We start from the raw sequence: 24,480 nt of genomic DNA, 5'->3' as shown, positions 1-24,480 counted from the left end.
TGCCACGCGATCATTCTTCCAGGTCGTCGGATGCCGACGAGGCCTCGACGGCCCTCACCTCGTCCTCCAGACCTCGGATCCTGACCCGAAGCGCCCGCTCGGCATCCCACCCACGCTCCTGCGCGAGCGACACGAGCCCGAGCAGCGCCTCCCCCAGCTCCTCCTCGCTCTGGGCGCCCACGGGCGTCCGGTCCTGCCCACCGGGCGTGCGAGACGACGACAACGGGAGCGCGGCGGCGCGGCCCAGCAGCTTCTGCGCCAGCGCGAGGGAGGGCATGTGGGCCGAGACTCCGTCGAGCACCGATCGCCGGTCGCGCTTTTCGGCGGTCTTCGCGGCATTCCAGTGGACGAGCACCTCTTCGGGGGTGGTGGCGACGGCATCCCCGAACACGTGCGGATGCCGCCGGATCATCTTCTCGGCGAGCGCATCGGCGACGTCATCGATGTCGAAGGGATCCTCCGTCGCGTCCGCCGTCACCGCGGCGTGGAACAGCACTTGCCAGAGCAGGTCACCGAGTTCCTCGCGCAGATCGGCGCGCGTGCCGGCTTCGACGGCGTCGATCAGTTCGGCCGCCTCTTCCACGAGGTACGGCACGAGGTCCTCGTGCGTGATCCGCGCCGACCACACGCATCGCGCCCGCACTGCTGCCATGACGTCGGCGGCGCGTCGCAGGGCGTCGCCGGTGGAGGTCGACGCCGAATCGATCGGACTCAGACGGTCGCCGTGCTCCGGCGTCGATGATGCCATGCCCGCCACGATACGAGGATCCCGGCGATCACGAGCGAGAGCGCCGAGCCGGCAAGCACCCCGAGAGTGGCCTGATCGCGGATGTCCGGCGCCCCGGAGAACGCGAGCTCGCTGAGCAGCAGCGACACGGTGAAGCCGATACCGCCGAGGGCGCCCGCCGCGAGAAGGTCGCCGCCGGCGAGCCGGTCGGTCTTCGGAACCCGCAGGAGGTGCTGCGCCAGGGCGCCCGCCACGGCGATGCCGATGATCTTGCCGACCGGCAAGGCGACCAAGACTCCCCAGAAGGCCGGCGAGAGCTCTCCGGCAGACACGGCGGGGATCGCGACCAGGGCCGCGCACAGCGCGAACAGCGGGAGCACGATCGCGTTGACCCACGGTTCGAGTGCGTGTCGTGCCCGCAGAGCGGGCTGCTGGGCCATCGCCAGCCCGAGCACGACGCCCGCGATTGTCGCGTGCACGCCCGACTCGTGCACCGCGTACCAGGTGCCGATCGCGCTCGCGACGAGACCGACGACGGCGACAGGACGGGCACGGGTGTCGAGGAGCCGGCTGCAGGCGGCGAAAACGACGACGAACACCAGCGCGAGCAGCATCATGGCGAAGTCGACGTCGGCCGTGAACAGCACCGCGATGAAGACGATCCCGACGATGTCGTCCAAGATGGCCAGCGCAAGGAGGAAGATGCGCACTCCGGAGGGCAGACCTCGACCGAAGACGGCGAGCACTCCCAGCGCGAAGGCGATGTCGGTGGCTGTGGGAATGGGCCATCCGGCGCTGGTCGCCTCCCCGCCGGCGATCAGCACATACAGCACCACGGGCACGATCACGCCGCCGGCCGCGGCGATGGCGGGCAGCACGGCGCGTCGCGGGGAGGCCAGCTGACCGCTCGTCAGCTCGAACTGCAGTTCGACCGCGGCGACGAAGAAGAAGACGGCGAGCAGGCCGTCGGAGATCCAGTGGCGCACGGACAGATCGATGACACCCGGAATGCCGATGTGCGCGTCGTCGGCGACGGCGAAGGCGATCGGCGCAGCCGCGCTATTGGCCAGCACCAGGCCGATCGAGGCGGCGACGAGAAGCAGAACGGCGGGAAAGCGGGCAGATCGCAACAAGGACACGGTCACTCCGGAGGGTCGACGAACGGGACTTGCCGACCAGGCTTCCCGGCACACCGTCCGACGACGCGCAGAGCATACGGAGCCGTCGCGTCGCAGTCGGGGTGTCATAAAACGTCGTCACCCCGCCCTGTCAGCCTACCCCGTGACAAATGTGAAACACCGTGCCATTACCGTGGTCTCATGCGCGAACTCACCCGAACCGAAGCGATCGACCTCGTCGGCCGCGATGAGGCCGAGAACGAACTGCCGGAGCGCCTCCGTGCCGACGTGCGGATGCTCGGCGCTCTGCTCGGTCGTGTCCTGCGCGAAAGCGGCTCCCCAGGGCTCTACGACGACGTCGAGCGACTGCGCCTGGCCACCATCGCCGCGTACAGCGATGAGTCAGCGGAGGCCTTCGAGCGGGCGGCGCAGATCGCCGAGTCCTTCTCCGTGGAGCGCGCCGACGAGGTCGCCCGTGCGTTCACGGTCTACTTCCATCTCGTCAACCTCGCCGAGGAGCACCAGCGTGTGCGTGTCCTGCGCGAGCGCGACGGGCGCCCTGAGCGAGAGGACGCGGCCGACTCGGTGGCCGCGGCCTTCGTGCGCCTGGCGGCGGAGGTCGGCGACGACACCGCCCTCGCCCGTCTGCAGGCGATGCGCTTTCACCCCGTGTTCACGGCTCATCCCACCGAGGCGCGCCGTCGCGCGGTTTCCACCAGCATCCGACGTCTGGTGACTCTGCTCACCGAGCGCGATGCCTCGCTCGACGGCGGCGCGGACGAGCGGCGTGCGGAGCGGCGCATGCTGGAGGAGATCGACACGCTCTGGCGCACGGCGCCGCTGCGGGCGGAGAAGCCGACGCCGGTCGACGAGGTGCGTGCCATCATGGCGGTGTTCGACGAGACTCTCTACACGGCCGTCCCTCACGTCTACCGGCGCGTCGACGATGCGCTGCAGGGACCCGCTGCCGGCGGCCGGGCACCCGTCATCCGTCCCTTCGTCCGCCTCGGCACGTGGGTGGGCGGCGACCGCGACGGCAACCCGTTCGTGACCGCGGCCGTCACGAAGAAGGCCGCGTCGATCGGTGCGGAGCATATCCTGCTGGGCCTGGAGCGCTCCGCCGTGCGGATCGCCAAGACGCTCACGCTGTCCGAGGACACGACCCCGCCCACCGCGGAGCTGCTCGGCCTGCTGCAGCGTCTGGCGGACGCCGACGAGGACGGTGCCGCGGATGCCGCCAAGCGCGCCAAGGTCGAGCCGCACAAGCGCACGATGCTGCTGATCGCCCGCCGGATCACCGCCACGCGCAAGCGCGACGCCGATCTCGCGTATCGCGACCCCGACGCGCTGCTGGCCGATCTGCGCACCGTGCAGCAGTCCCTCGTCGATGCGGGTGCCCCGCGCCAGGCGTACGGACACCTCCAGCAGCTGCTGTGGCAGGTGGAGACGTTCGGCTTCCACCTCGCCGAACTCGAGGTGCGCCAGCACTCCGCCGTCCACGCCAAGGTGCTCGCCGAAGCTGCCAGCGGTGAGCCGCTGAGCACGCAGGCGGAGGAGGTCCTCGAGGTCTTCCGCACAATCGCGCAGATCCAGAACCGCTACGGACCGCGCGCCGCCGGCCGCTACATCGTCTCGTTCACGCAGTCCGCCGCCGACCTCGCCGCCGTGCACGAGCTCGCGCGCCTGGCGGTCGGGCCCGGGGGTACCGTTCCGGTCCTCGACGTCATTCCGCTGTTCGAGACCTTCGCCGATCTGCAGGCCGCGCCCGGCATCATGGCCGAGATCGTCCATCACCCGCAGTTCGCCGCACGGCTGGAAGCCACCGACCGGCGCCTCGAGGTCATGCTCGGCTACTCGGACTCCTCGAAGGACGTCGGCCCCGTCGCCGCCAACCTCGCGCTCTACGAGGCACAGGCGAAGATCGCCGCGTGGGCCAAGGAGTCCGGCATCCACCTCACCCTCTTCCACGGACGCGGCGGCGCGCTCGGTCGCGGCGGCGGACCGGCCAACTCGGCCATCCTGGCGCAGCCTCCGCACTCGGTCGACGGACGATTCAAGCTCACCGAACAGGGCGAGGTGATCTTCGCGCGCTACGGCGACCCCAACATCGCGATGCGTCACATCGACCAGGTCGCCGCCGCCGTCCTGCTCGCTTCCGCTCCGTCGATCGAAAAGCGCAACAGCGCCGCAGCCGAGCGCTACGCCGAGGTCGCGGCGACGATGGATGCCGCTTCGCGTGCGCGGTTCTTCTCGCTGGTCAAGGCCGATGGATTCGCGTCGTGGTTCGCGACCGTGACGCCGATGGAGGAGATCGGTCTGCTGGCGCTGGGCTCACGTCCCGCTCGACGCGGCCTGTCGGTCGAGTCCCTCGAAGACCTTCGCGCCATCCCCTGGGTCTTCGCATGGTCGCAGGCCCGCATCAACCTGGCCGGCTGGTTCGGCCTGGGCTCCGCGCTGGAGGCCGTCGGAGATGTCGACCTGCTGCGTCGGGCGTACGCCGAGTGGCCGCTGTTTCGCACCGTCATCGACAACGTCGGCATGAGCCTCGCGAAGGCCGACGGTCGCATCGCGCGCCGCTACCTCGACCTCGGTGACCGCGCGGATCTGGCCGACCTCGTCGTGGAGGAGCTGCAGCTCACCGGCGACTGGGTCGTCCGCATCGTCGGGGGTGACGAGCTCCTGTCGAACAAGCCCGTCCTGCAGCGCGCCGTCAAGATGCGCAGCCCGTACGTCGATGCGCTCTCGCTGCTCCAGCTGCGTGCCCTGCGGACGCTCCGCACGGGCGAGCACGACGAGGCCGACCTGCCGCAGTGGCAACGTCTGCTGCTGCTGAGCGTCTCCGGCGTCTCTGCCGGACTGCAGAACACGGGGTGATCGCGCCCCGATGACGATCGCCGCGGGGGCTCAGTCCACGCGGCGGTCGTCTGCGTGGCGCGCGAGCGCCGCGCCGTAGCGTTCGGTGAGCTGGACTATGAGATCGGGCGTCTCCCGATCCAGACCGAAGACGAACCCCGGGAAGTCCAGCTCCTTCTGCAACGCCCAGATCTCCTCGTGACGATCGGGCGACAGCATCTGAGCGGGATCGCCCACGGCGACCCATCCGATCGGCACCACGGCATCCGGCGGTACGACCGTGCGCAGGTGCACGATCGCACCGATGCGCACCTCGGCGCGATCGCCGATGCGGGCGCCGTTGAAGACGCGGACCCCGGTGGCGAGGAAGACCTCGTCGCCCACCGTCGCACCCGAGATGCTCGCGGTGGGCCCGACGAGGACGTGCGAGCCGATGTGCACGGGATGAGCGGCGCTCGCCCGGATCAGGGCGTTCTCCATCACGATGACGTGCGCCCCGAGCGTGATCGGCCCACCCTCGGCCGTCAGCACCGCGCCGTGCAGGATCTGGCAGCCGGCGCCGATCTCGACATCCCCCGAGATCACCGCGGTCGGCGCGATCACCGCGTCGGGATGGATACGGGGGCGCACCCCGAGGTGTTCGAACTGCATGATCGTCCTCCCGCCCTCACCCTAGGACGCGCGAGGGGCGACGTCGAGGCCCGGCGCACCGCCGTTAGGGTGTTACAGGCCGCGCCGACTGTGTCCGCGGCCGGAGAGTTCCGCTGTGTCAGATTCCGTCGTCGCCCGGTCCGCGCCCGCACCCGCGACCGTCCCGCCCCTCACCCTGTCGACGTTCGTCGTCGGCTCGATGGTGGGCGCGGGTGTCTTCTCGCTGCCCGGCACGTTCTCGGCGCAGACCGGCGTCGTCGGCTCCCTCGTCGCGTGGGCCGTGGCGGGCACGGGGATGTTCATGCTGGCGCTCGTCTTCCAGCGCCTCGCCGCCCGGCGCCCCGAGCTGGATGCCGGGGTCTACTCCTACGCGCGCGCCGGTTTCGGGCGCTATCTGGGGTTCCTCTCCGCGTTCGGCTACTGGGCGAGCGCGTGCGCGGGCAATGTCTTCTACTGGGTGTTCATCATGTCGACGGTGGGCGCGGTCGTTCCCGCCGTCGCCGGGGGCGACACGCCCGTAGCCGTCGCGGTCTCGTCGGCCGGCCTCTGGGTGTTCTTCCTCCTCGTGCGCCGCGGCACGCGCGAGGCCGCCGCCGTGAACCGCATCGTGAGCGTCGCCAAGGTGCTGCCGATCGTCGCGTTCGTCTTCCTCTGCCTGTTCGCGTTCGACCCCGCCGTCTTCGCAGCGAACATCTCCGGCCCCTCCGACCTGCCGCTGTACGACCAGGTGCGCGGGACCCTCCTCGTGACGGTGTTCGCCTTCATCGGGGTGGAGGGCGCCAGCGCCTACTCCCGGCATGCCCGCCGTCGGCGCGATGTGGGACGGGCGACGGTGCTGGGATTCGTCAGCGTCCTGGCGATCTTCCTGTCGGTCACGATCGTGTCGTTCGGCATCCTGCCGCGCGAGCGCATCGCGGCGCTGGCGCAGCCCTCCATGGCCGGGGTGCTGGCCGAGGTCGTCGGGCCGTGGGGAGCCGGGTTCGTCGGTGTCTCCCTGATCGTCGCGGTGCTCGGGGCGTACCTCTCCTGGACGCTGATGGCGGCGGAGGTCCTGCTCGTCGCCGCACGCGACGGCGACCTGCCCCCGGTATTCGCCCGCACCAACGACCGAGACGTCCCCGTCGGCGCGCTCACGATGTCCACGCTGCTCGTGCAGGTGCTCCTGATCGTGGTGCTCTTCTCGACGAACGCGTTCGACGTCGCCCTCAGCCTGACGAGCGCGTTCGCGCTCATCCCCTACGTGCTGACGGCGGGCTACGGCCTGTGCGTCGCGCTCGCCGATGTCCGGTCGGCGCCGTCACTGCGCGTCGCCGGCGCGGTTGTGGTCGCCGTCTGCGCCACGGGGTACACGATCTTCCTCCTGTCAGCGGCGGGCGGCCAGTACCTGCTGCTCGCGACGCTCGTGCTCGTCCCCGGGACCCTGCTGTTCGCCCTCGCCCGACGTCGGAACGGCGAGCGCGTGTTCACCCCGTGGGAGGTGGTCGTCTTCGCCGTCGCGGGCGCGGCGGCGATCGCCACGGCCGTGTTGCTGGCGCTCGGGACGATCACCGTCTGAGCGCGGGCCACCGGCGGATGGCCGGAGAGCGCGCTCAGGCTTCGACGGCCTCCGCGACCGGGAGCGGGTAGAGCTGGTCGATGAGCTGAGCGACCCAGGCGATGAGATCGCCGTCTCCGAGCGGCTCCCCCGCCGCGGTCGGCAGCGGAACGACCATCGCCTCGCCGCCCGCGAGCACCTTCGACTTCGGATAGAGCCGCTGCAGCCGCACGCGCAGAGAATCGGATGCCGGTGCCGGCACGACCCGCAGGTTCGGCCCCATCGCGACGACGTCGCTGAGGCCCGCGACGGCGGCGCGGCGGCGCAGGCGCGCGATGGCGACGAGCCCGTCGACTTCGCGCGGCGGCGTGCCGTAGCGGTCTGTGAGCTCCTCGATCACGAGGTCGATCGGGTCGGTGGAGGACCCGGCATCCCCGCCGCGCGTGCGCGCATCGGGCGAGGCCGCTGCGGAGAGCTTCTGGTAGGCCTCCAGACGCAGCCGCTCACTGTCGATGTAGCTCTCGGGCAGGCGCGCGTCGATCGGCAGCTCCAGGCGCAGCTCGGTCGGCCCGTCCACCTCGTCGCCGCGGAACGTCGCGACCGCTTCGCCGATCATGCGCAGGTAGAGGTCGAAGCCGACGCCGGCGATGTGGCCGGCCTGCTCGGCGCCCAGGAGATTTCCGGCACCGCGCAGCTCGAGGTCCTTCAGGGCGACCTGCATGCCGCTGCCGAGGTCGTTGTTGACGGCGATGGTCTCCAGGCGATCGGCGGCGGTTTCCGACAGCGGCTTCATCTCGTCGTAGAGGAAGTAGGCGTAGGCGCGCTCCCGGCCCCGGCCGACGCGCCCGCGCAGCTGGTGGAGCTGGCTGAGGCCGTACTTGTCGGCGCGGTCGATGATGATCGTGTTGGCGTTGGAGATGTCCAGGCCGGTCTCGATGATGGTCGTCGAGACGAGCACGTCGAAGCGCCGTTCCCAGAAGCCGTCCACGACCTCTTCGAGTGCGTGCTCGCCCATCTGACCGTGGGCGACGGCGATCCGCGCCTCGGGTACCAGTTCGGCGAGCTGGGCGGCGACGCGTTGAATCGACTGCACGCGATTGTGGACGTAGAAGATCTGCCCCTCGCGCAACAGCTCCCGGCGGATCGCCGCGGCGATCTGCTTGTCGCTGCGGGGCCCGACGTAGGAGAGGATCGGATGCCGGTCCTCGGGCGGCGTCTGCAGCGTCGACATCTCGCGGATGCCGGTGACGGCCATCTCGAGTGTTCGCGGGATGGGGGTCGCGCTCATCGCGAGGATGTCGACATTCGTCTTGAGCTTCTTCAGCGCATCCTTGTGCTCGACGCCGAACCGCTGCTCCTCGTCGATGATCATGAGTCCGAGGTCTTTGAAGGCGACCTTCTCGGTGAGGATGCGGTGGGTCCCGATGACCATGTCGACGCTGCCCTCCAGAAGGCCCGCGACGATCTCGCGCGCTTCCTTGTCGGACTGGAACCGCGAAAGCGGACGCACCTTCACGGGAAAGCCTGCGAACCGCTCGGTGAACGTGTCGAGGTGCTGTTTGACCAGAAGCGTCGTGGGCACGAGCATGGCGACCTGCTTGCCGTCCTGAATCGCCTTGAAGGCGGCACGCACCGCGACCTCGGTCTTGCCGAAGCCGACATCGCCCGAGAGCAGGCGGTCCATCGGGATCGGCCGCTCCATGTCGGCCTTGATCTCCTCGATGGTCTGCAGCTGGTCGGGAGTCTCGGCGAAGGGGAACGCCTCTTCCAGCTCACGCTGCCACGGCGTGTCCGGACCGAACGCGTAGCCCTTGGCGGCCATGCGCGCGGAGTAGAGCTTGACCAGCTCGACGGCGATGTCGCGCACGGCCTTTCGGGCCTTGCCCTTGGCCGCCGCCCAGTCGCTGCCGCCCATCTTCGACAGCGTGGGCGCTTCGCCGCCGACGTACTTGCTCAGCAGATCGAGCTGGTCGGTGGGGACGAAGAGCTTGTCGCCGGGGTGCCCGCGCTTGGAGGGGGCGTACTCGAGCACGAGGTACTCGCGTGTGGTCTTGACCGCGTTGCGGCCGCCGCTGGAGACCTCGCGCTGCACCAGCTCGACGAAGCGGCCGATGCCGTGGGTGGCGTGCACGACGATGTCGCCCGCCTTCAGCTGCAGCGGGTCGACGACGTTGCGGCGACGGGAGGCGAGCTTCTTCACGACCCGGCTGTCGGCGCCGATCGTGCGGCCGTAGAACTCCGCCTCGGTGAGCACGGCCAGTCGCGCCTCGGGCTGCTCGAAGCCGCTCTCCAACGCTCCGACGACCGTGACGGCGACGCCCGCTTCCGGAGCATCGTGGAGCCCGTCGACGCTGCGCGCGGCGATGCCCCGCTCGGTGAGCACGTCGCGGGCGCGATCGACCAGTCCCACACCCGAGGCCGCGACCACGACACGCCACCCCTCGGCGAGCAGCTGTGCGACGTGCGCGGTCGCGCCGTCGACGTTGCCCTGGAAGGACGGCACCGCCGAGCCGGGAACACGGACGACATCGCTGCGGGGTGCCGAGGCGAGACCGGCGAGGTCGGCCGCGGCATCCGCCTCACCCGAATCGAAGCCGCTGAGCGTCCACCACACGCCGGAGCGGGCCGATGCCGCCGCTTGCAGCTCGGGCAGGGTGAGGAAGTCTCCGGAGCCCAGGTCGATCGGGGTGTCGGCGCCGGCGACGGCGGCGCTCCACGCCGCCTCGAGGAACTCGCGGTTGGTCTCGCCCAGGGTCATGGCGCGGCCGACGGCACGCTCCGGATCGACGAGTGCGACCGCCGCACCGGACGGCAGGTAGTCGATGAGCGGCACCACGGCGTCGGCGAGCACGGGCAGGAGGGATTCCATTCCTTCCACGGGGATCCCCTCGCTCATCTTCTCCAGCATGCTTCGCAGACCGGGGAAGCGCTCGCGCAGCGCCGCCGCGCGCTCCCGGACCTCGGGCGTCAACAGCAGCTCGCGGCTGGGCAGGAGGGTGATGTCTGTCATCTCTCCGGGCAGAGAGCGCTGGTCGGCGACGGAGAACGCGCGGATCTGATCGATCTCGTCGCCGAAGAACTCGACCCGATACGGATGGTCGGCCGCCGGCGGGAAGACGTCGAGGATGCCGCCGCGAACGGCGAACTCGCCGCGGCGGGATACCATGTCGACCCGGTGGTAGGCCAGATCCACGAGGCGGCGCGTGACGCCATCGAGGTCGTATCCGCGTCCGCCCACCGACAGTGCGATGACACCCGCGTCGGTGAGTCCGGCCGCGAGGGGCTGAAGGGCGCTGCGCACGGAGGCGGTCACGACAAGCGGGCGTCGTCCGTCCCAGCTCGCGACGGCACGCAGCAGAGCCAGGCGGCGTCCGACCGTCTCGGGCGAGGGGCTCAGCCGCTCGTGCGGAAGCGTCTCCCAGGCCGGAAAGTGCAGCACCTCGGCATCCGGGATGACGTCGGACAACGCCGCCCCGAGCGCCTCCGCCCGGCGCCCCGTGGGAGCCACGGCCAACAACACGCCCGGCAGACCCGCCGCGCGCCGACGATCCAGCAGCGCGGCCAGCAGCGGCGCGTCCAGCCCCGGAATCATCGAGAAATCGGCGTCTGACAGCGCCGACTCGACCGAATCGCGGACCACGTCCGCCTGAAGGAGGGCGCGAACGATCCCGGAAACTGTCACCGAACGAGTCTACGGCGCCCCACCGACACGCGCTTCGCCCGCCGGCCCCGCGTGAGGGGTGCGCCACGATGTGGCTCCTGTTCTCACCGGGGTTGTCCCTAGGATGAGCAGGTGAGCGAGAACCCGCAGCACGCCCCCGTACCGCCCGCCGTGACGCGAGCTCCGGGACCCGGCGGACCCGCATGGCCGACCGGCGGCTACGTCCAGCCCGTGCCGGGTGCTCCCCCGGTCTACCTGCCGCCATCGGTGACGCCGCCCGCGCCGACCACCTCGAAGGCTCTCGGTACGATCGCGGTGATCGTCGCGGTCTGCGCCGTCGCGTTCTCCTCGGTGCTCAGCGCCACCACGAGCTTCGCCGCCGCGTCGGGAGCCGTCGCCCACGCAGGTCTGACATCGACCAGGCCGCTGGAGCATCTCTCCGACGATCAGACCCTCGCCCTGCTGAGTCCCGTGCGCGGGCTCGTGCTGTGGGCCGAGATCGGATTCTGGAGCGGAACCGTCCTCGGCATCTGGGCTCTGATCCAGGGGATCGTCGCCATCGCGAGCCGGCGGGGACGCGGGCAGGGCATCGGCGCCGTGATCGTCGCGGCGGCGGGCCCCATCGTCTATGCCATCGCGGTCGTGCTCGCCGTCCTTGCCGGCGTCGTCGCCGCGATCCCCACCTACTCCTGACGCTCCCCGACCACCGAACACCTCCCGACGAAGCCGCTCGCAGGCTCAGGCGCGCGGCGCGTGATGCTTCTGCTGGGCGGCGAGCAGTCCCTCCCCGACGAGCAGCTCGACCGCGTCGGCAGCCTCCGACACCAGCACCGGCAACGCGGCCCGCTCGGCCGAAGAGAACGGATCGAGCACCCAGTCCGCCGGATCCTGGCGTCCCGGAGGACGACCGATACCGACCCGCACGCGCGGGAAGTCGGGGGTACCCAGTGCTTTGGCGACATCGCGGATGCCGTTGTGGCCGCCATGTCCACCGCCGGTCTTGAGCTTGACGGTGTCGAACGGGATGTCGAGCTCGTCGTGGACGAGCACGACGCGGTCGGCGGGAACGTCATAGAAGCGCGCAAGCTGCGAAACCGGCCCGCCCGACACGTTCATGTACGAATTGGGGGTGGCGAGCACGAGCTTCGCCCCACCCGGACGCAGCCAGCTCTCCGCGACGCGCGCGTTCGCCTTGTGCGCACGCAGCGTCTCGCCCCGCCGAGAGGCGAGCTCGGCGATCACCATCTGCCCCACGTTGTGACGGGTGCTCTCGTAGCGGACGCCGGGGTTTCCCAGCCCCACCACCAGCCATGTCTCGGCCATGCTCATGTCCTCACCGGTCGATCCACGACGAAGCCCGCCCCACCAGTATCGGCGGCGACGGGCTTCGTTCATGATGCGTCGATTACTCGGCAGCCTCTTCCGACTGCTCCTCGGCGACGGCCTCGTCGGCCGCCTCGATCTCGTCGACCTCGGCGATCGTCGCCGCCGGCACCGAGATCGCCACGATGAGCGTCTCGGCGTCGGTGACCAGCGCGGCGCCGCGCGGGAGCTTCAGGTCGGCCGCGGTGATGTGCGTGCCGTCCTCGAGGCCCTCGACGTCGACCTCGACGTTCTCGGGGATGTGCGTGGCCTCGACCTCGAGCGACACGGTCGCGTTGTCGAGGTTGGCGATGGTGCCCGCGAAGGGCTCGCCGACGACGACGACGGGAACGTCGACCTGGACCTTCTCACCCTTCTTCACGACGAGGAGGTCGATGTGCTCGATGATCTGGCGCACCGGGTCCTTCTGGACGTCCTTCACGAGGGTGAGCTGCTGCGCACCGGAGATCTCGAGCTCGAGGACGGCGTTGGCACGACGCACGAGCAGCGCGACCTGGTGGCCGGGCAGCGCGACGTGCACCGGGTCGGTGCCGTGGCCGTAGATGACGGCGGGGATCTTGCCTGCGGCGCGCAGACGGCGGGCGAAGCCCTTGCCGAAGTTCTCGCGAACCTCGGCGATGACCTTGGTGTCGGTCTCGGTCGACATGATGATTCTCCTTGCGGGCTTCTCGCCCTGGTCTGGGTCTGGGTCTCGACTCGAACGTGGTCACGTGAGGAGAGCCCGCCCGGACTGTCCGTCCGCGCCGCGTGGGCCCGCATCACCGCGTCGATCACGGATGCCGATACGCGAACACACGGCATCCCTCGCCGAGGGAGGACTCCACTCTACCAGCGACGCCGCTACGATGGAGACGGTGCCCGCACGGGTGCCCTCGCGCGGCCGAGGCCGCGCCCACCCGTCTCTCACTCCGGAGGAACCCATGGACTACGGCTGGATGTCGCACGCACTCCTGTGGATCATCGGACTGATGTCGGTGGGAGCGACCGTCGCCGTCGTCGGCGCCCTCTTCACGCTCGGGCGCTCGGGCTACCGCAAGGACTGATCCCGTCGCCCGCATCCGCGAGTGTCGTGGATGTCAGCGCCCCGTCAGCAGATCGGCGACCCGATCGACGACGATCTGCAGATCGGCCCCCGCGGCCACGCGGAATCCCGCCTCGTCCTGCGTGAGCGGCTCGCCGACACTCTCGCGGCCGACCAGCTCGACGAAGACGACGTCGCGCACGCGCGCACGGACGGCATCACGCGCCGCGCGCGTGAGCGGTCCCGTGGTCACCACGACGGCCGCCGCCTCCACGAGAACGAGGCGCAGCGCGTCCAACCAGATCTCGGCATCGGACGCTGCGGGCGTCGTCTCAGCGCGGCGTCGACGCCGGCGGGCGGGCGGGCGCAACTCGTCGCCGTCGATGTAGCGGGCGCGCAGTCGCGCAGCGAGCGCCGCTCCGGTGAGCTCGACCGCGGCATCCGACGACCCCATCAACACGACCCGCGCCATCTTCACCTCCGCTGCCGCGGGGACCGGCCACTGCGCCCCGCGATGCGAGCGTACCCCGCCTTCTCGTCGCCGCCCGTCTGCCTATCGGCGCTCGGCCTGATCCAGAGCGGCGCGCGCGCGGGCGGCGACCTCGATGATGCCCCCGATGTTCTCGACGGCGACCCCGTCCTCGTCGGCACCGAGATGCTCGAGCGTCGCCAACTGCGACTCCAAGAGGGCGACCGGCATGAAATGCTGGCGCGAACGCATCCGACGGTCGAGCTCGGCACGCGAGACGACGAGTTCGACGAACCGCGTGTCGGGTGCGGCCTCGCGGATGCGATCGCGATAGCGACGGGCGAGAGCGGAACAGGCCATGACCAGCCCCGGCGAAGACGCCAGGCGCCGCCCGACGACGTCGAGCCAGGGCCGTCGGTCGTCATCGTCCAGCGGCACGCCCGACTCCATCTTGGCGACGTTCTGCGCGGGGTGCAGGTCGTCGGCATCCACGAAGTCGACGCCGAAGTCGACGGCGAGCGCGGCCCCGACGGCGGTCTTGCCCGAGCCGCTCGGGCCCATCACGACGATGCGCGGCGCACGGGAGGGCATGCTCACTGCCCCGCCTCTCGCGCGGACGCCATGGCCACGATCACCTTGGCGCTGGATGCCGAGTCACGAGCGGTCTCGAACGCCGCGACGGCGTCGGCGGGCGTGAACTCGTGGGTGATGACGCTCTCCACCGCGGGCTGCGCGTCCAGGAGAGCGATCGCCTCCTCCATCTCGTCGAGGAAGCGGAAGGCGCCGGTGAGCGTCGCCTCCTTGGCGACCACGGGGGCGAGGTTGATCGGACGGGGCTCGTTCGGCAGCATGCCGATCTGCACGACGACGCCGCGCCGACGCACCGCGGCCACGGCGGTGCTGACGGCGGCCGCCGCGCCCGAGCACTCCAGCACCACGTCGTAGGCCTCGCCGGGCACCTCATCGCTTCCCGCGCGCCACGTGCGATCGGCGCCGAGCGCAGCCGCGCGCTCCAACGCCTCGGGCAGCAGATCGCTGACGTCGACGACCGCAGCGCCACGGGCCTGCGCGGCGACGACGGCGAGAAGCCCGATCGGACCGGCGCCGCACACCAGCACCCGCGCGCCATCGATACTCCCGGAGCGACCGACGCCATGCAGGGCCACGGCCAGCGGCTCCGCCAGCGTCGCACGCCGCACCGACAGGGAGTCGGGCAGTACCCGCACCATCGCCGCGTCGACGACGAGGCGATCTGCCATCGCCCCCTGCGTATGCGGGGTCGTCGAGGCGCTGCCGAGGTATGAGCCGCCGGGCCACAGGTGCGGCGCCTGTGCGATGCCGGGCAGGGACGTTCCGAAACGTGCCGGGTGCACCGTGACGGGCGTGCCGGGCGGCCAGGTTCCCGAGGGATCGTGCTCGACCCAGCCGGCGAGTTCGTGGCCGGGAACCAGAGGTTCGGTCACCACGAACGCTCCGTTCGCCCCGTCGAAGTAGTAGTGCAGGTCAGAGCCGCAGATGCCGACGTAACCGACCCGCAGGCGCACCTGTCCGGGAGCGCACGGCGGCACGCGGACTTCCTCGACCGTCACGTCCTGGCGTCCTCTGATCACGACCGCATCCATGGGTTGCTCCTCTCGATCACACGACCGCGGTCATGCCGCCGTCGACGAACAGATTCTGTCCGCTCACGAAGTCGCTCGCCGCCGAGGCGAGGAAGGTCAAGGGTCCGCGCAGTTCCTCGACACGGCCCCAGCGGCCCGCCGGGGTGCGCTGGGCGACCCAGGCGGTGAAGTCCTCGTCGGCGACCAGCGCCGCATTCATCTCCGTGGCGAAGTAGCCCGGCGACAGGGTGTTCACCTGGATGCCGTGGCGTGCCAGATCGGCGGCCATTCCTCGCGACAGCTGCGCGATGCCGCCCTTGCTCGCGGAGTACGGCGCGATCGTCTGTCGCGCCAGGGCCGACTGCACCGACGCGATGTTGATGATCTTTCCCGAGCCGCGCGCGATCATCCCCGGCGCGATGAAGCGGGACACGTAGAACGCGCTGGAGAGGTTCGTGGCGATGACGTCGTCCCAGTCGGTGACGGAGAACTCGGCGAACGGCGCCCGACGCTGGATACCGGCGTTGTTGACGAGGATGTCGGGAACACCGACGCGCGCGATGAGCTCTGTGATCGCGGCGTCGACGGCCGCGGCATCCGTCACGTCGAAGACGACCGTCTCGGGAAGGCTTCCCGTCTGCGCGGCCAGCAGGGCGGCGCTTTCCGCCACGCCCTCGCTGCTGCGGCCGTGGACGATCACGCGCGCTCCGGCCTCGGCGAGCCCCGTCGCAAGGCTCTGTCCGAGCCCGCGCGAGGATCCCGTGACGAGGGCTGTGCGTCCGCTGAGGTCGAACAGATCAGACAAGGGACACCGCCCCGAAGATGACGAGCACGAAGGCGAAGCCCACGACCGACTCGAGTGCCTGCTGCACCGTCCACGTCTTCAGCGTGGTCTTCACGTCCATGCCCATGAGCCGACCGACGAGCCAGAAGCCCGAGTCGTTGACATGACCGGCGAACACGGAGCCTGCGGCGGTGGCCAGAACGACGCATGCCACCTGCAGGGGGCTGAAGTCGGCGGCGAGGACCGCGGGCGAGACCAGGCCCGCCGCCGTGACCAGCGCGACCGTTGCCGATCCCTGGGCCACGCGCAGCACGACGGCGATGAGGTAGGCGGCGAAGATCACGGGGATGCCGAGGGAGGAGAGCGAGTCCGAAAGCGCCGAGCCGATGCCCGAGGCCCGCAGCACGCCGCCGAACATGCCGCCCGCGCCCGTGATGAGCACGACCGAGCAGATCGGCCCGAGGGCGGAGTCGACGATCTTCTCGAGTGCGGTCCCGTGCACGCCGCGGCGGGTGCCGAGCACGAACAGCGCGATGAGCACGGAGATGAGCAGAGCGATCTGGCTCGTGCCGATCAGACGCAGCGCCTGCACCCAGACGAGCGAGCCCTCGACGACGCCGGCTGACACCAGTGCCGAGATCCCGGTATTGAGCAGGATCAGCACGAGCGGGATGGCGAGCACGCCGATGACCGTGCCGGCCTTGGGCGGGTTGACCGGGTCGACGTCGCGGCCGCCGAAGAGGTCGACGATCGCCAGAGGAATGCGCTTGTCCGTGAACTTCGCCCACAGGTAGCCCGTGAGGTACCAGGTGGGCAGCGCCACGACGAGTCCGATGACGAGCACGAGACCGAGGTTCGCCCCGTACGTCTCGCTCGCGGTGATAGGCCCGGGGTGCGGCGGCACGAAGACGTGCATCACCGAGAATGCGGCGGCGGCACTGATGCCGTACAGGAGCATGTGCTTGCCGCCGATGCGCCGTCCGACGGCGAAGATCACCGGGAGCATCACGATCAGACCGGCGTCGAAGAACATCGGGAAGCCCATGATGAGCGACGCAACGCCGAGCGCGAAGGCTGCCCGCTTCTCACCGAAGACGGACACCATCTTCTCGGCCAGCACACGAGCGCCGCCCGAGGTTTCCACGAGCGCCCCCAGCATCGCCCCGAGCCCGACCAGCAGGGCGACGGCGCCGACGGTGCCGCTGAAGCTGTCGATGAGGACCTTGCCGACACCGTCGATCGGGATGCCGGTCGCCAGCGCCGTCAGCAGAGAGACGAGCACGAGCACGAGGAAGGCGTGCATCCGCGCCCAGATGATGAGGATCAGGATGAGCGCGATGGCGCCGGCTGCGATGAGCAGCAGAGGGACGGCGCCGAGCGTCTGCGTCCAATCTTGCATGGGAGCTTCTCCGATGAATCGTCCATGTGCCGGGGTCGTTCCCGGCCGCGGGACCACCGTTTCACAAAAGTAGTACTTATCGCAAGCGAATAGTCGTACTTTTCTCGCGCGTACCCGGCGGGAGGCGCCGCCTCCCGGTAGCGTGTCCCGTGACAGAAGGACGCCGATGCCCACCACCGCCCCGACCGCGTCGCACGCGCACATCGTCGAGACCCTCGGCCGCCGGATCGCCGGCGGCACGCTCGCACCCGGGGCCGGAATGACGGTCGCCGCACTCGAGCAGGAGTTCTCCGCCTCTCGCACCGTCGTGCGCGAAGCGGTGCGCGTGCTCGAAGCCCACGGCCTGCTCCGGTCTCGACGCCGGGTGGGACTCGTCGTGCGCCCGCGCGAAGAGTGGGACAGCCTCGACGCCACCGTCATCGAGTGGAGCCTGGACGGTCCGCGTCGCCACGACGTGCTCCGAGAGCTGACCGAGCTGCGCGCCGCCGTGGAACCCGTCGCGGCGCGCCTGGCGGCCGAGCGGGCCGACGACACCGCACGCGAGCTCCTGCTGACGTGGGCCACGCGGTTGAACGAGCTCGGCGCACAGGGGCTCGGCGACTCCGAGGAGTACCTCGAGGCGGATATCGCCTACCACTCGCTTCTGCTGCGCGCCGGCGGCAATCCCCTCTTCGGCAAGCTGAGCGAGCCGATCGCCGAGATCCTCCGCGGTCGGGCGGTGCGCGGCCTCACGCCGAGCCTGCCGCGCGTGGGCACACTGGAAGCGCACGTCGCGACCGCGCAGGCGATCGTCGAGCGCGACGGCGCGGGCGCCGAGGCCTCGGCACGCGAGCACCTGACGCTCGTGTCCGGCGAAGTCGCCCACCTCTGAGGCGCGGGCAGCATCATCAGGATGTGGGCGTGGTCAGCCTCACATCACCGACGATCACCTCGACGCGCTGACCCGGCTCGATCGGAGCGGCGCTGAACGGCGCTCCGGTCATGACGACGTCGCCCGGGCCGAGCGTCGTCCACGACGCGACGTAGGCCAGACACTCGCGAATGGAGACGGGCAGGGCCCCGGCATCCGTCTGCGCCACGACCGCACCGTCGATCTCGAGGCGCAGGGCGACGTGGTCGATGTCGGCCCGCGTATCGATCCACGGCCCGAGCGGCGTGTAGCCGACCCCCGACTTCGATTCGAAGTTGCGGACGTCGATCGCCGCTCGATCGGGACTGGAGAGATCGTTGACCGCGGTCACGCCGCGCACGAACCGGTCGGCCGTCGCCGCCGTCAGAGCCGTGCAGTCGCGACCGATCACGACGGCGATCTCCCCCTCGGCCACGCTCCGGCCGGCATCGCGGCGCAACCGCACGCAGCGCCCCGACGGGACGATCGTGCGCGGACTCTTCAACCACGCCTGCACCGGAGCGGGATGACCGGGCCCGTTCTGCGCGATCCCGACGAGCACCAGAGGAGCCGCCGGGGCGATCATCTCGGCATCGGGGCGGGGCGCTGCGACGTCACGCGGATGCGCTCCGATAGCGTCGCGGTCATCGGGGAACGAGATCGGCACGGGCCCCTCGGGACTCCACCGCACATCCACGCTCTTGCCGTCGATCAGCGCCCTCCCGATCAGCACGACGGCGCTCCTGCTCCGATGCGGCGCATCACCAGCGCACGGTCCGGATGGTCACCGTCGTCGACGCCACGCCCTCGCCGGCCTCGTCGCGCGACACCTTCACCGCGTCATCGGTGCGCGTGAGGTCTCGCCGGAGGGTCTCCGGCACAAGGAAGGTGGCCGCCGTCGTGATCAGCGCGAGCGTGGCCATGTAGATGCCGAGCAGCACCCAGTTGCCGCCGCTCACGGCGATGAGGTAGGCCCCGAGCACACCAGCCAGCCCACCCGCCAGCACCGCCGACAGCTCGCGTGCCATGGCCACCCCGAGGTAGCGATGGCGGTTGCCGAACATCTCGGGGAGCATCGCGCACTGCGGTCCGAGCATCACGTTCACCCCGAACCCGATGCCGATCGCGATCACCGCGATGGCGATCGCGTAGTCGCCGAGCGTCAACAGCCACCACGCCGGGAAGGAGTACAGCAGCAGGAACAGCGCGCCCATCCGGTAGACCGTGCGGCGACCCCAGCGGTCCGACAGGGCCCCCGACAGCGGCACCGTGAAGATGCCCAGCAGGGAGCCGAGCGTGACGCCCCACGTGAGCAGGCTCTTGTCGGCGCCCGAGCCCGCGACGGCGACGAAGAAGGTCAGCGCGAGCGTGTTCAGCATGTAGGAGCCGCCGTTCTCGGCCATGCGCAGACCGATGCCGACGATGACGCCCGGCAGTCCGTGACCGAAGATCTCGCGAATCGGACGGTCGCTGACCTGCTCGTGCTTTTCGAGCTCGACGAACGTCGGGGTCTCGCGCAGGCGCATGCGGATGAACAGCGCGACCAGGATGAGCGCGAAGGAGCAGAGGAACGGAACGCGCCATCCCCACGAGAGCAGCTGATCCTCCGGCAGGAGCGTGATCAGGCTGAAGACCACGGCGGCGAGGAGCGTGCCCGCCTGGATGCCGATGAACGGCAGTGCGGAGAAGAAGCCGCGTCGGCGCACGGGGGCGTACTCCGCCATCAGCACCGTGGCGCCCGCCTGCTCGGCTCCGGCGCCGAAGCCCTGCAGCAGGCGCATGAGCACCAGCAGCGCGGGTGCCCAGAGCCCGATCTGGGCGTAGGTAGGCAGCAGCCCGATCGCGGTGGACGCGCCACCCATGAGGAGGATCGTGATGACGAGCACCCACTTGCGGCCGAGACGGTCGCCGAGCACCCCGAAGAACAATCCGCCGAACGGGCGAGCCACGAAGCCCACGCCGAACGTGGCGAAGGCCGCGACGGTCGCCATCGCCGGATCGTCCTGCGAGAAGAACAGCACATTGAAGATGAGCGCCGTCGACAGCCCATACAGCGCGAAGTCGAAGTACTCCAGAGCGCTGCCGATGCTGGAGGCCAGAGTGGCCCGTCGCAGGTTCGCCGCGTATCCGGGGTCGTCCGAGGTGGTGTCCACCGGGGTTCGAAGGTCTGTCACTGCCATCTCCTTTGATCGGCACGGCACGGCCGCGTGTGCGATCAGAGTATCAACCCAGTGAACGATGTTCAATATGTTGGATTCAGGTGTTCCGAACCCGCTGCGACACCTCACGCCGGCGGCGATCGGTCGCGACACTCACCTCCGACGGGCGGCCGCGCTGAACGGATTCGTGAGCTGGCGCGCAGCGTCGTTGAGCGCGGCCGCCACCTCCGCGATCCGGCGCTCGTCCGCCTCACCCGCAGGCAGTCCCACGCCGATGGCGAGCTGCGGATCGCCCGGCGCCCACCCTTCCAGCGGCACGGCCACCCCGACGATGCCGGGCCACGATTCCTCGGCATCCAGCGCCCAGCCGCGCTCGCGCACGTCCGCGAGGCGCCGCAGCAGCCCGCTGAGCTCACGACCGACCGGGTCAGCGGCGGACGACGAGGCGGCATCGGCACCCACGAGCGCGGTGACCTCGGCATCCGAGAGCGTGGACAGCATGGCCCGCCCGGTCGCGCTCAGCGCCGCCGGAAGGCGGGAGCCGAGCGGCGTGCCGATCCGCACCGCGCGCGAGCCCTCGTGCCGGGCGATGTAGAGCGCGTCGGCCCCGTCGAGGATCGCCACCTGCACGAGCTCGGCCGCGAGGACCGGTGACGCGTCACAGACACCGTAGAACTCGCGCACCTGATTGAACTGCGCGGCGAAGGCTCCGCCGAGCTCGGCGGTTCGCAGGCCCAGGCGATAGCCCTGCGCACCCCGCTCGATCATGCGCGCCGCCTCCAGCGCCAGGCACAGGTTCGCGGTCGAGGACTTGGCCAGGCCCAGTCCTCCCGCGATCTCGGTCAGCGTGAGCGGGCGCCCCGCGTCCGCGAGGAGTTCGAGCAGGCGGATGCCGCGGGTGACGGCGGGAGCGGGGTCGCGTGCCGCGCGGTCGTCGAGGTCGTCGGTCATGGTCCTCCTTCACGACGCACACCGCCGCGCGTCGATGTCAGTAGAACTCGACCGTATCGACAACGGCGTGCAACGCGGCACCATCGAGCAGACGCGTCGCGTCGGCGGCGAACCGACGCGCGATCCGCTCCTCCTCCCGACTGTCGAGGGCCGCCGTATGCGGGCTCACCAGGACGCGGGGGTGCGACCACAACGGCGAGTCCTGCGCGAGCGGCTCCGCCTCGAAGACGTCGAGGGCGGCGAAAGAGACCGTGCCGTCCTCCAGCGCCTCCAGCAGCGCCGCCTCATCGATGACGCTGCCGCGTCCGACGCTGGCCAGGATCAGACCCGGACGCGCCGCCGACAGGAGGGCGGCGTCGATGAGATGGTGGGTCTGCGTCGTGCCCGGCAGCGTCACCACGACGGCATCCACCTGAGAGATCGCCGACGCGAGCTCCTCCAGCGGAACGAGGCGGTCCACGCCCTCCACCGACTCCCCCGAACGGGTCGTGCCCCACACCGTCGCGCCGAGGGCGGCGAAGCGCCGCGCACAGGCCGACCCGATGCCGCCGAGCCCGACGATCAGCACCGTCATCTCATCGATCTGGCGCATCTGCCATCGCAGTGGCCACGTGTGGGAGTCCTGGTCGGCGCGCAGACGCGGCAGGTCCTTCGCACCGGCGAGCACGCCGAACACCGCGAACTCGGCGAGCGCTCCCCCGTGGACGCCGGCGGTGGTCGAGAAGACGATGCGCCGCAGCGCCTCGGGCGCAAGCGCCGCTTCCCGCACCTGCGCGCCGCCACCGGCCGCCGTGGTCATGACCCACCGCAGCCGCGGATTGGCCGCGACCGTGCGTGCGAGCGCCGCCGGATCGACATCCGGGATGCCGAACAAGGCGTCGGCCGAGTCGACCAGGTCGTCGAAGCGGCGCTGCTGGGCGGGCGTGCGCCGGAACGCGGGGTCGCCGGACCAGTCGGCGGCGCCGCGCATGGGCGGAAGCAGATCGGGCTCGCGAACCATGTGGACGCGCGGCTCCAGCTGCTCGATCAGTCGGCACAGGTCCTCCCGCAGCGGTACGGCGGCGACGGCGCGCAGTGTGCGGACAGCGTGATCCGACATTCGTTTCCCTTCATCGGGTGGACGTGGTCGGCGGCCACTCTATCGCAGGTTCATTTTACTGAACACTGTCCATCCTGTTGGACTTTGTCTACAGTGTCGTCATGACATCGTCTCTCACAGCGGAGGACGCCCGCCTCGGAATGATCGGCACCGGCGCCATGGGCACGCCGATGGCACATCGTCTCATCCGCGCCCGCGGGCGGCTGGCGATCTGGTCGCGCGCACCGCGGCCCGATCTCGTCGAGCTCGGCGCGAGTCCCGTGGACACCCCCGGCGCACTGGCTGCGCACAGCGACGCCGTGCTCGTCTGGGCTTCGCCGCCGACGTCGCGGCATCCACACACACCACGACCGCCCTGTTGCCCGCGTTGCGCACGGTCTTCGACGAGATCCTCACTGCGGGTCTCGGCGACCGTGACATCTCGGTCACACGGCGACTGACGGCGCGGCGTCATCCGACGCCCGCCACACCCGGGGCGGACTACGCTGAGAACGGAATCCCCGACCGACCCTGAGGAGTTCGACGTGCCCGAACAGACCGCTGCCGAGACCACAACGCCCGTGTCGCCCACGGCCAACATCGGAGTCGTCGGACTCGCGGTGATGGGCTCGAACCTGGCCCGCAATCTGGCGTCGCGCGAGGGCAACACCGTCGCGGTGTACAACCGTTCGCGCTCGAAGACCGACGAGCTCGTCGCGGAGCACCCCGAGGCCGGCTTCGTCCCCGCCTTCTCCTACGAGGAGTTCGCCGCCAGCCTGCAGAAGCCGCGCACGGCACTCATCATGGTCAAGGCCGGCGGCCCCACCGACGCCGTCATCGATGAGCTCATGAACGTCTTCGAGCCCGGCGACATCATCATCGACGGCGGAAACGCGCTGTTCACGGACACCATCCGTCGCGAGAAGGCCGTGCGAGAGCGCGGCTTCAATTTCGTGGGCATGGGTGTCTCCGGCGGTGAGGAGGGCGCGCTCCTCGGCCCGTCGCTCATGCCCGGCGGCCCCGACGAGGCCTGGGTCACGCTCGGTCCCATCCTGCGCTCGATCGCGGCGGTCGCCGAAGGCGAGCCCTGCGTCACCCACATCGGACACGACGGTGCCGGCCACTTCGTGAAGATGGTGCACAACGGCATCGAGTACGCCGACATGCAGCTGATCGCGGAGGCTTACGACCTCATCCGTCGCGCCACGGGCGCGTCGCCCGCCGAGATCGCCGATGTGTTCGCCGAGTGGAACACGGGCGAGCTGGAGAGCTATCTGATCGAGATCACCGCCGAGGTGCTGCGCCAGGTCGACGCCGAAACCGGCACGCCGCTGGTCGATGTCATCCTCGACCAGGCCGGCGCGAAGGGCACCGGAGGGTGGACCGTGCAGACCGCGATCGACCTGGGAGTTCCCGTCTCGGGCATCGCCGAGGCCGTTTTCGCCCGATCGCTGTCGAGCCACCCCGAACAGCGTTCCATCTCCGGCGCACTGCCGGGTCCCGACGACTCGACCGGCGAGCACCTCACCGGCGCCGACGCGGACGCCTTCATCGAGCAGGTGCGGCTGGCCCTCTACGCGTCGAAGATCGTCGCGTACTCGCAGGGATTCGACGAGATCCGCGCCGGCGCCGCGCACTACGACTGGTCGATCGACCTCGGCGCGGTCAGCAAGATCTGGCGCGCCGGCTGCATCATCCGCGCCCAGTTCCTCAACCGGATCGCCGACGCGTACGAAGCCGAGCCGGACCTTGCCGTTCTGCTGACGGCGCCGTACTTCGTCGACGCGCTGACGCGCGCACAGGACGCGTGGCGCAACATCGTCGCGCTGGCTGCCGCCGCCGGCATCCCCGCTCCCGCCTTCTCGTCGTCGCTGGCGTACTACGACGGACTGCGCGCGCGGCGCCTGCCCGCCGCCCTGATCCAGGGCCAGCGCGACTTCTTCGGTGCGCACACCTACAAGCGCATCGACAAGGACGGCACCTTCCACACGCTGTGGTCGGGCGACCGCACCGAGGTCGAGGCCGAAGACACCCACTGACCGCCGGCGGCGCGGCTGAGCAGGGGCGTTTCGGCGCGCTCTGCTCAGCCGCGAGTCGAAAGGCCTAGGCCGTGTTGATCAAGTGGTTTCGGGTTCCGGTGGGCGAGTCTTGAACGGTGACGCGACACGAGGTCTCTGACGAGGTGTGGGCTGTGATGGAGCC

Annotated in this window: 21 protein-coding genes; 6 read left to right on the top strand and 15 right to left on the bottom strand. The window is 70.3% G+C overall.

The window, feature by feature from the left end; translation table 11 throughout:
- Window positions 1–10: 10 nt before the first annotated feature.
- Both ABS64_RS07690 and ABS64_RS07685 read right to left on the bottom strand, forming a co-directional pair.
- The gene (locus tag ABS64_RS07690; protein ID WP_292682429.1) at window positions 11–748 is read right to left on the bottom strand and encodes a MazG family protein; all 738 of its coding nucleotides are present in this window, start codon (window positions 746–748) and stop codon (window positions 11–13) included.
- Complete coding sequence (locus tag ABS64_RS07685) at window positions 712–1,866, bottom strand: Na+/H+ antiporter NhaA (RefSeq protein WP_061683027.1); 1,155 nt, start codon at window positions 1,864–1,866, stop codon at window positions 712–714. Before ABS64_RS07685 ends, ABS64_RS07690 begins: the two co-directional genes overlap by 37 nt.
- A gap of 180 nt (window positions 1,867–2,046) precedes the next feature.
- Here ABS64_RS07685 and ABS64_RS07680 point away from each other — a divergent pair, with 180 nt between their 5' ends.
- Window positions 2,047–4,719: a phosphoenolpyruvate carboxylase gene (locus tag ABS64_RS07680; protein WP_292682426.1), complete on the top strand. Its 2,673-nt coding sequence runs from the start codon at window positions 2,047–2,049 to the stop codon at window positions 4,717–4,719.
- Window positions 4,720–4,749: 30 nt separating this feature from the next.
- On the opposite strand, the gene ABS64_RS07675 is transcribed toward ABS64_RS07680, so the two are convergent.
- The gene (locus ABS64_RS07675) at window positions 4,750–5,349 is read right to left on the bottom strand and encodes a gamma carbonic anhydrase family protein (protein ID WP_292682423.1); all 600 of its coding nucleotides are present in this window, start codon (window positions 5,347–5,349) and stop codon (window positions 4,750–4,752) included.
- 115 nt (window positions 5,350–5,464) lie between these two features.
- On the opposite strand from ABS64_RS07675, the gene ABS64_RS07670 reads away from it, so the two are divergent.
- A complete protein-coding gene (locus ABS64_RS07670; protein ID WP_292682421.1) occupies window positions 5,465–6,904 on the top strand; it encodes a basic amino acid/polyamine antiporter in 1,440 nt (479 codons plus the stop codon).
- A gap of 34 nt (window positions 6,905–6,938) precedes the next feature.
- On the opposite strand, the gene mfd is transcribed toward ABS64_RS07670, so the two are convergent.
- Window positions 6,939–10,565, bottom strand: coding sequence for a transcription-repair coupling factor (gene mfd / locus ABS64_RS07665; RefSeq protein ID WP_292682418.1), 3,627 nt, complete (start codon window positions 10,563–10,565; stop codon window positions 6,939–6,941).
- A 111-nt stretch (window positions 10,566–10,676) separates the two neighbouring features.
- Here mfd and ABS64_RS07660 point away from each other — a divergent pair, with 111 nt between their 5' ends.
- Complete coding sequence (locus ABS64_RS07660) at window positions 10,677–11,237, top strand: hypothetical protein (RefSeq protein WP_292682415.1); 561 nt, start codon at window positions 10,677–10,679, stop codon at window positions 11,235–11,237.
- A gap of 45 nt (window positions 11,238–11,282) precedes the next feature.
- Here the strand turns inward: ABS64_RS07660 and pth are convergent, their stop codons facing one another.
- The 7 genes from pth to ABS64_RS07625 form a co-directional block, all read right to left on the bottom strand.
- Window positions 11,283–11,867 carry an aminoacyl-tRNA hydrolase gene (pth, locus tag ABS64_RS07655; protein WP_204947388.1) on the bottom strand — a complete coding sequence of 195 codons (585 nt, stop codon included), beginning with the start codon at window positions 11,865–11,867 and terminating at the stop codon, window positions 11,283–11,285.
- An 82-nt stretch (window positions 11,868–11,949) separates the two neighbouring features.
- Window positions 11,950–12,573 (bottom strand): 50S ribosomal protein L25/general stress protein Ctc, encoded by a 624-nt coding sequence (locus ABS64_RS07650; RefSeq protein WP_036315218.1) that lies wholly within the window; start codon window positions 12,571–12,573, stop codon window positions 11,950–11,952.
- Between the two features lie 430 nt (window positions 12,574–13,003).
- A complete protein-coding gene (locus ABS64_RS07645; protein ID WP_036315215.1) occupies window positions 13,004–13,420 on the bottom strand; it encodes a hypothetical protein in 417 nt (138 codons plus the stop codon).
- 81 nt (window positions 13,421–13,501) lie between these two features.
- A complete protein-coding gene (locus ABS64_RS07640) occupies window positions 13,502–14,008 on the bottom strand; it encodes a gluconokinase (protein WP_036315212.1) in 507 nt (168 codons plus the stop codon).
- 2 nt (window positions 14,009–14,010) lie between these two features.
- On the bottom strand, window positions 14,011–15,039 hold the full coding sequence (locus tag ABS64_RS07635; protein WP_292682408.1) for a zinc-binding dehydrogenase: 1,029 nt from the start codon (window positions 15,037–15,039) through the stop codon (window positions 14,011–14,013).
- Window positions 15,040–15,055: 16 nt separating this feature from the next.
- Window positions 15,056–15,823, bottom strand: a complete 768-nt coding sequence (locus ABS64_RS07630) for an SDR family oxidoreductase (RefSeq protein WP_005052490.1) — start codon at window positions 15,821–15,823, stop codon at window positions 15,056–15,058.
- Complete coding sequence (locus ABS64_RS07625; protein WP_016464660.1) at window positions 15,816–17,201, bottom strand: GntP family permease; 1,386 nt, start codon at window positions 17,199–17,201, stop codon at window positions 15,816–15,818. The genes ABS64_RS07630 and ABS64_RS07625 overlap by 8 nt, the downstream gene beginning before the upstream one ends.
- Window positions 17,202–17,367: 166 nt before the next feature.
- On the opposite strand from ABS64_RS07625, the gene ABS64_RS07620 reads away from it, so the two are divergent.
- On the top strand, window positions 17,368–18,072 hold the full coding sequence (locus tag ABS64_RS07620) for an FCD domain-containing protein (protein ID WP_036284790.1): 705 nt from the start codon (window positions 17,368–17,370) through the stop codon (window positions 18,070–18,072).
- Window positions 18,073–18,088: 16 nt separating this feature from the next.
- Here ABS64_RS07620 and ABS64_RS07615 read toward each other — a convergent pair whose 3' ends face one another.
- From ABS64_RS07615 to ABS64_RS07600, 4 genes are all read right to left on the bottom strand, one after another.
- A complete protein-coding gene (locus ABS64_RS07615; protein WP_016464658.1) occupies window positions 18,089–18,823 on the bottom strand; it encodes a fumarylacetoacetate hydrolase family protein in 735 nt (244 codons plus the stop codon).
- A gap of 28 nt (window positions 18,824–18,851) precedes the next feature.
- Window positions 18,852–20,270, bottom strand: coding sequence for an MFS transporter (locus tag ABS64_RS07610; protein ID WP_051120831.1), 1,419 nt, complete (start codon window positions 20,268–20,270; stop codon window positions 18,852–18,854).
- A 132-nt stretch (window positions 20,271–20,402) separates the two neighbouring features.
- Window positions 20,403–21,200: an IclR family transcriptional regulator gene (locus ABS64_RS07605; RefSeq protein WP_061682943.1), complete on the bottom strand. Its 798-nt coding sequence runs from the start codon at window positions 21,198–21,200 to the stop codon at window positions 20,403–20,405.
- A 37-nt stretch (window positions 21,201–21,237) separates the two neighbouring features.
- The gene (locus tag ABS64_RS07600; RefSeq protein WP_292682391.1) at window positions 21,238–22,299 is read right to left on the bottom strand and encodes a D-2-hydroxyacid dehydrogenase; all 1,062 of its coding nucleotides are present in this window, start codon (window positions 22,297–22,299) and stop codon (window positions 21,238–21,240) included.
- Window positions 22,300–22,400: 101 nt separating this feature from the next.
- Here ABS64_RS07600 and ABS64_RS07595 point away from each other — a divergent pair, with 101 nt between their 5' ends.
- A complete protein-coding gene (locus tag ABS64_RS07595) occupies window positions 22,401–22,739 on the top strand; it encodes an NAD(P)-binding domain-containing protein (RefSeq protein WP_363331272.1) in 339 nt (112 codons plus the stop codon).
- 84 nt (window positions 22,740–22,823) lie between these two features.
- Complete coding sequence (gene gndA, locus ABS64_RS07590; protein ID WP_061682944.1) at window positions 22,824–24,317, top strand: NADP-dependent phosphogluconate dehydrogenase; 1,494 nt, start codon at window positions 22,824–22,826, stop codon at window positions 24,315–24,317.
- Window positions 24,318–24,480: the final 163 nt, after the last annotated feature.

The organism is Microbacterium sp. SCN 69-37, assembly GCF_001724435.1.
Lineage (GTDB): Bacteria > Actinomycetota > Actinomycetes > Actinomycetales > Microbacteriaceae > Microbacterium > Microbacterium laevaniformans.
The sequence above is the reverse complement of the archived record's forward strand: the minus strand, read 5'-3'. Positions and strand labels throughout refer to the sequence as shown.

Coding starts and splice junctions, on each gene's coding strand:
- ABS64_RS07610 (WP_051120831.1), bottom strand. CDS start 20,270: ATGGCAGTGACAGACCTTCGAACCCCGGTGGACACCACCTCGGACGAC.
- ABS64_RS07605 (WP_061682943.1), bottom strand. CDS start 21,200: ATGACCGACGACCTCGACGACCGCGCGGCACGCGACCCCGCTCCCGCC.
- ABS64_RS07635 (WP_292682408.1), bottom strand. CDS start 15,039: ATGGATGCGGTCGTGATCAGAGGACGCCAGGACGTGACGGTCGAGGAA.
- ABS64_RS07625 (WP_016464660.1), bottom strand. CDS start 17,201: ATGCAAGATTGGACGCAGACGCTCGGCGCCGTCCCTCTGCTGCTCATC.
- ABS64_RS07645 (WP_036315215.1), bottom strand. CDS start 13,420: ATGGCGCGGGTCGTGTTGATGGGGTCGTCGGATGCCGCGGTCGAGCTC.
- ABS64_RS07680 (WP_292682426.1), top strand. CDS start 2,047: ATGCGCGAACTCACCCGAACCGAAGCGATCGACCTCGTCGGCCGCGAT.
- ABS64_RS07595 (WP_363331272.1), top strand. CDS start 22,401: ATGACATCGTCTCTCACAGCGGAGGACGCCCGCCTCGGAATGATCGGC.
- ABS64_RS07620 (WP_036284790.1), top strand. CDS start 17,368: ATGCCCACCACCGCCCCGACCGCGTCGCACGCGCACATCGTCGAGACC.
- ABS64_RS07640 (WP_036315212.1), bottom strand. CDS start 14,008: ATGCCCTCCCGTGCGCCGCGCATCGTCGTGATGGGCCCGAGCGGCTCG.
- ABS64_RS07600 (WP_292682391.1), bottom strand. CDS start 22,299: ATGTCGGATCACGCTGTCCGCACACTGCGCGCCGTCGCCGCCGTACCG.
- ABS64_RS07690 (WP_292682429.1), bottom strand. CDS start 748: ATGGCATCATCGACGCCGGAGCACGGCGACCGTCTGAGTCCGATCGAT.
- pth (WP_204947388.1), bottom strand. CDS start 11,867: ATGGCCGAGACATGGCTGGTGGTGGGGCTGGGAAACCCCGGCGTCCGC.
- ABS64_RS07675 (WP_292682423.1), bottom strand. CDS start 5,349: ATGCAGTTCGAACACCTCGGGGTGCGCCCCCGTATCCATCCCGACGCG.
- ABS64_RS07650 (WP_036315218.1), bottom strand. CDS start 12,573: ATGTCGACCGAGACCGACACCAAGGTCATCGCCGAGGTTCGCGAGAAC.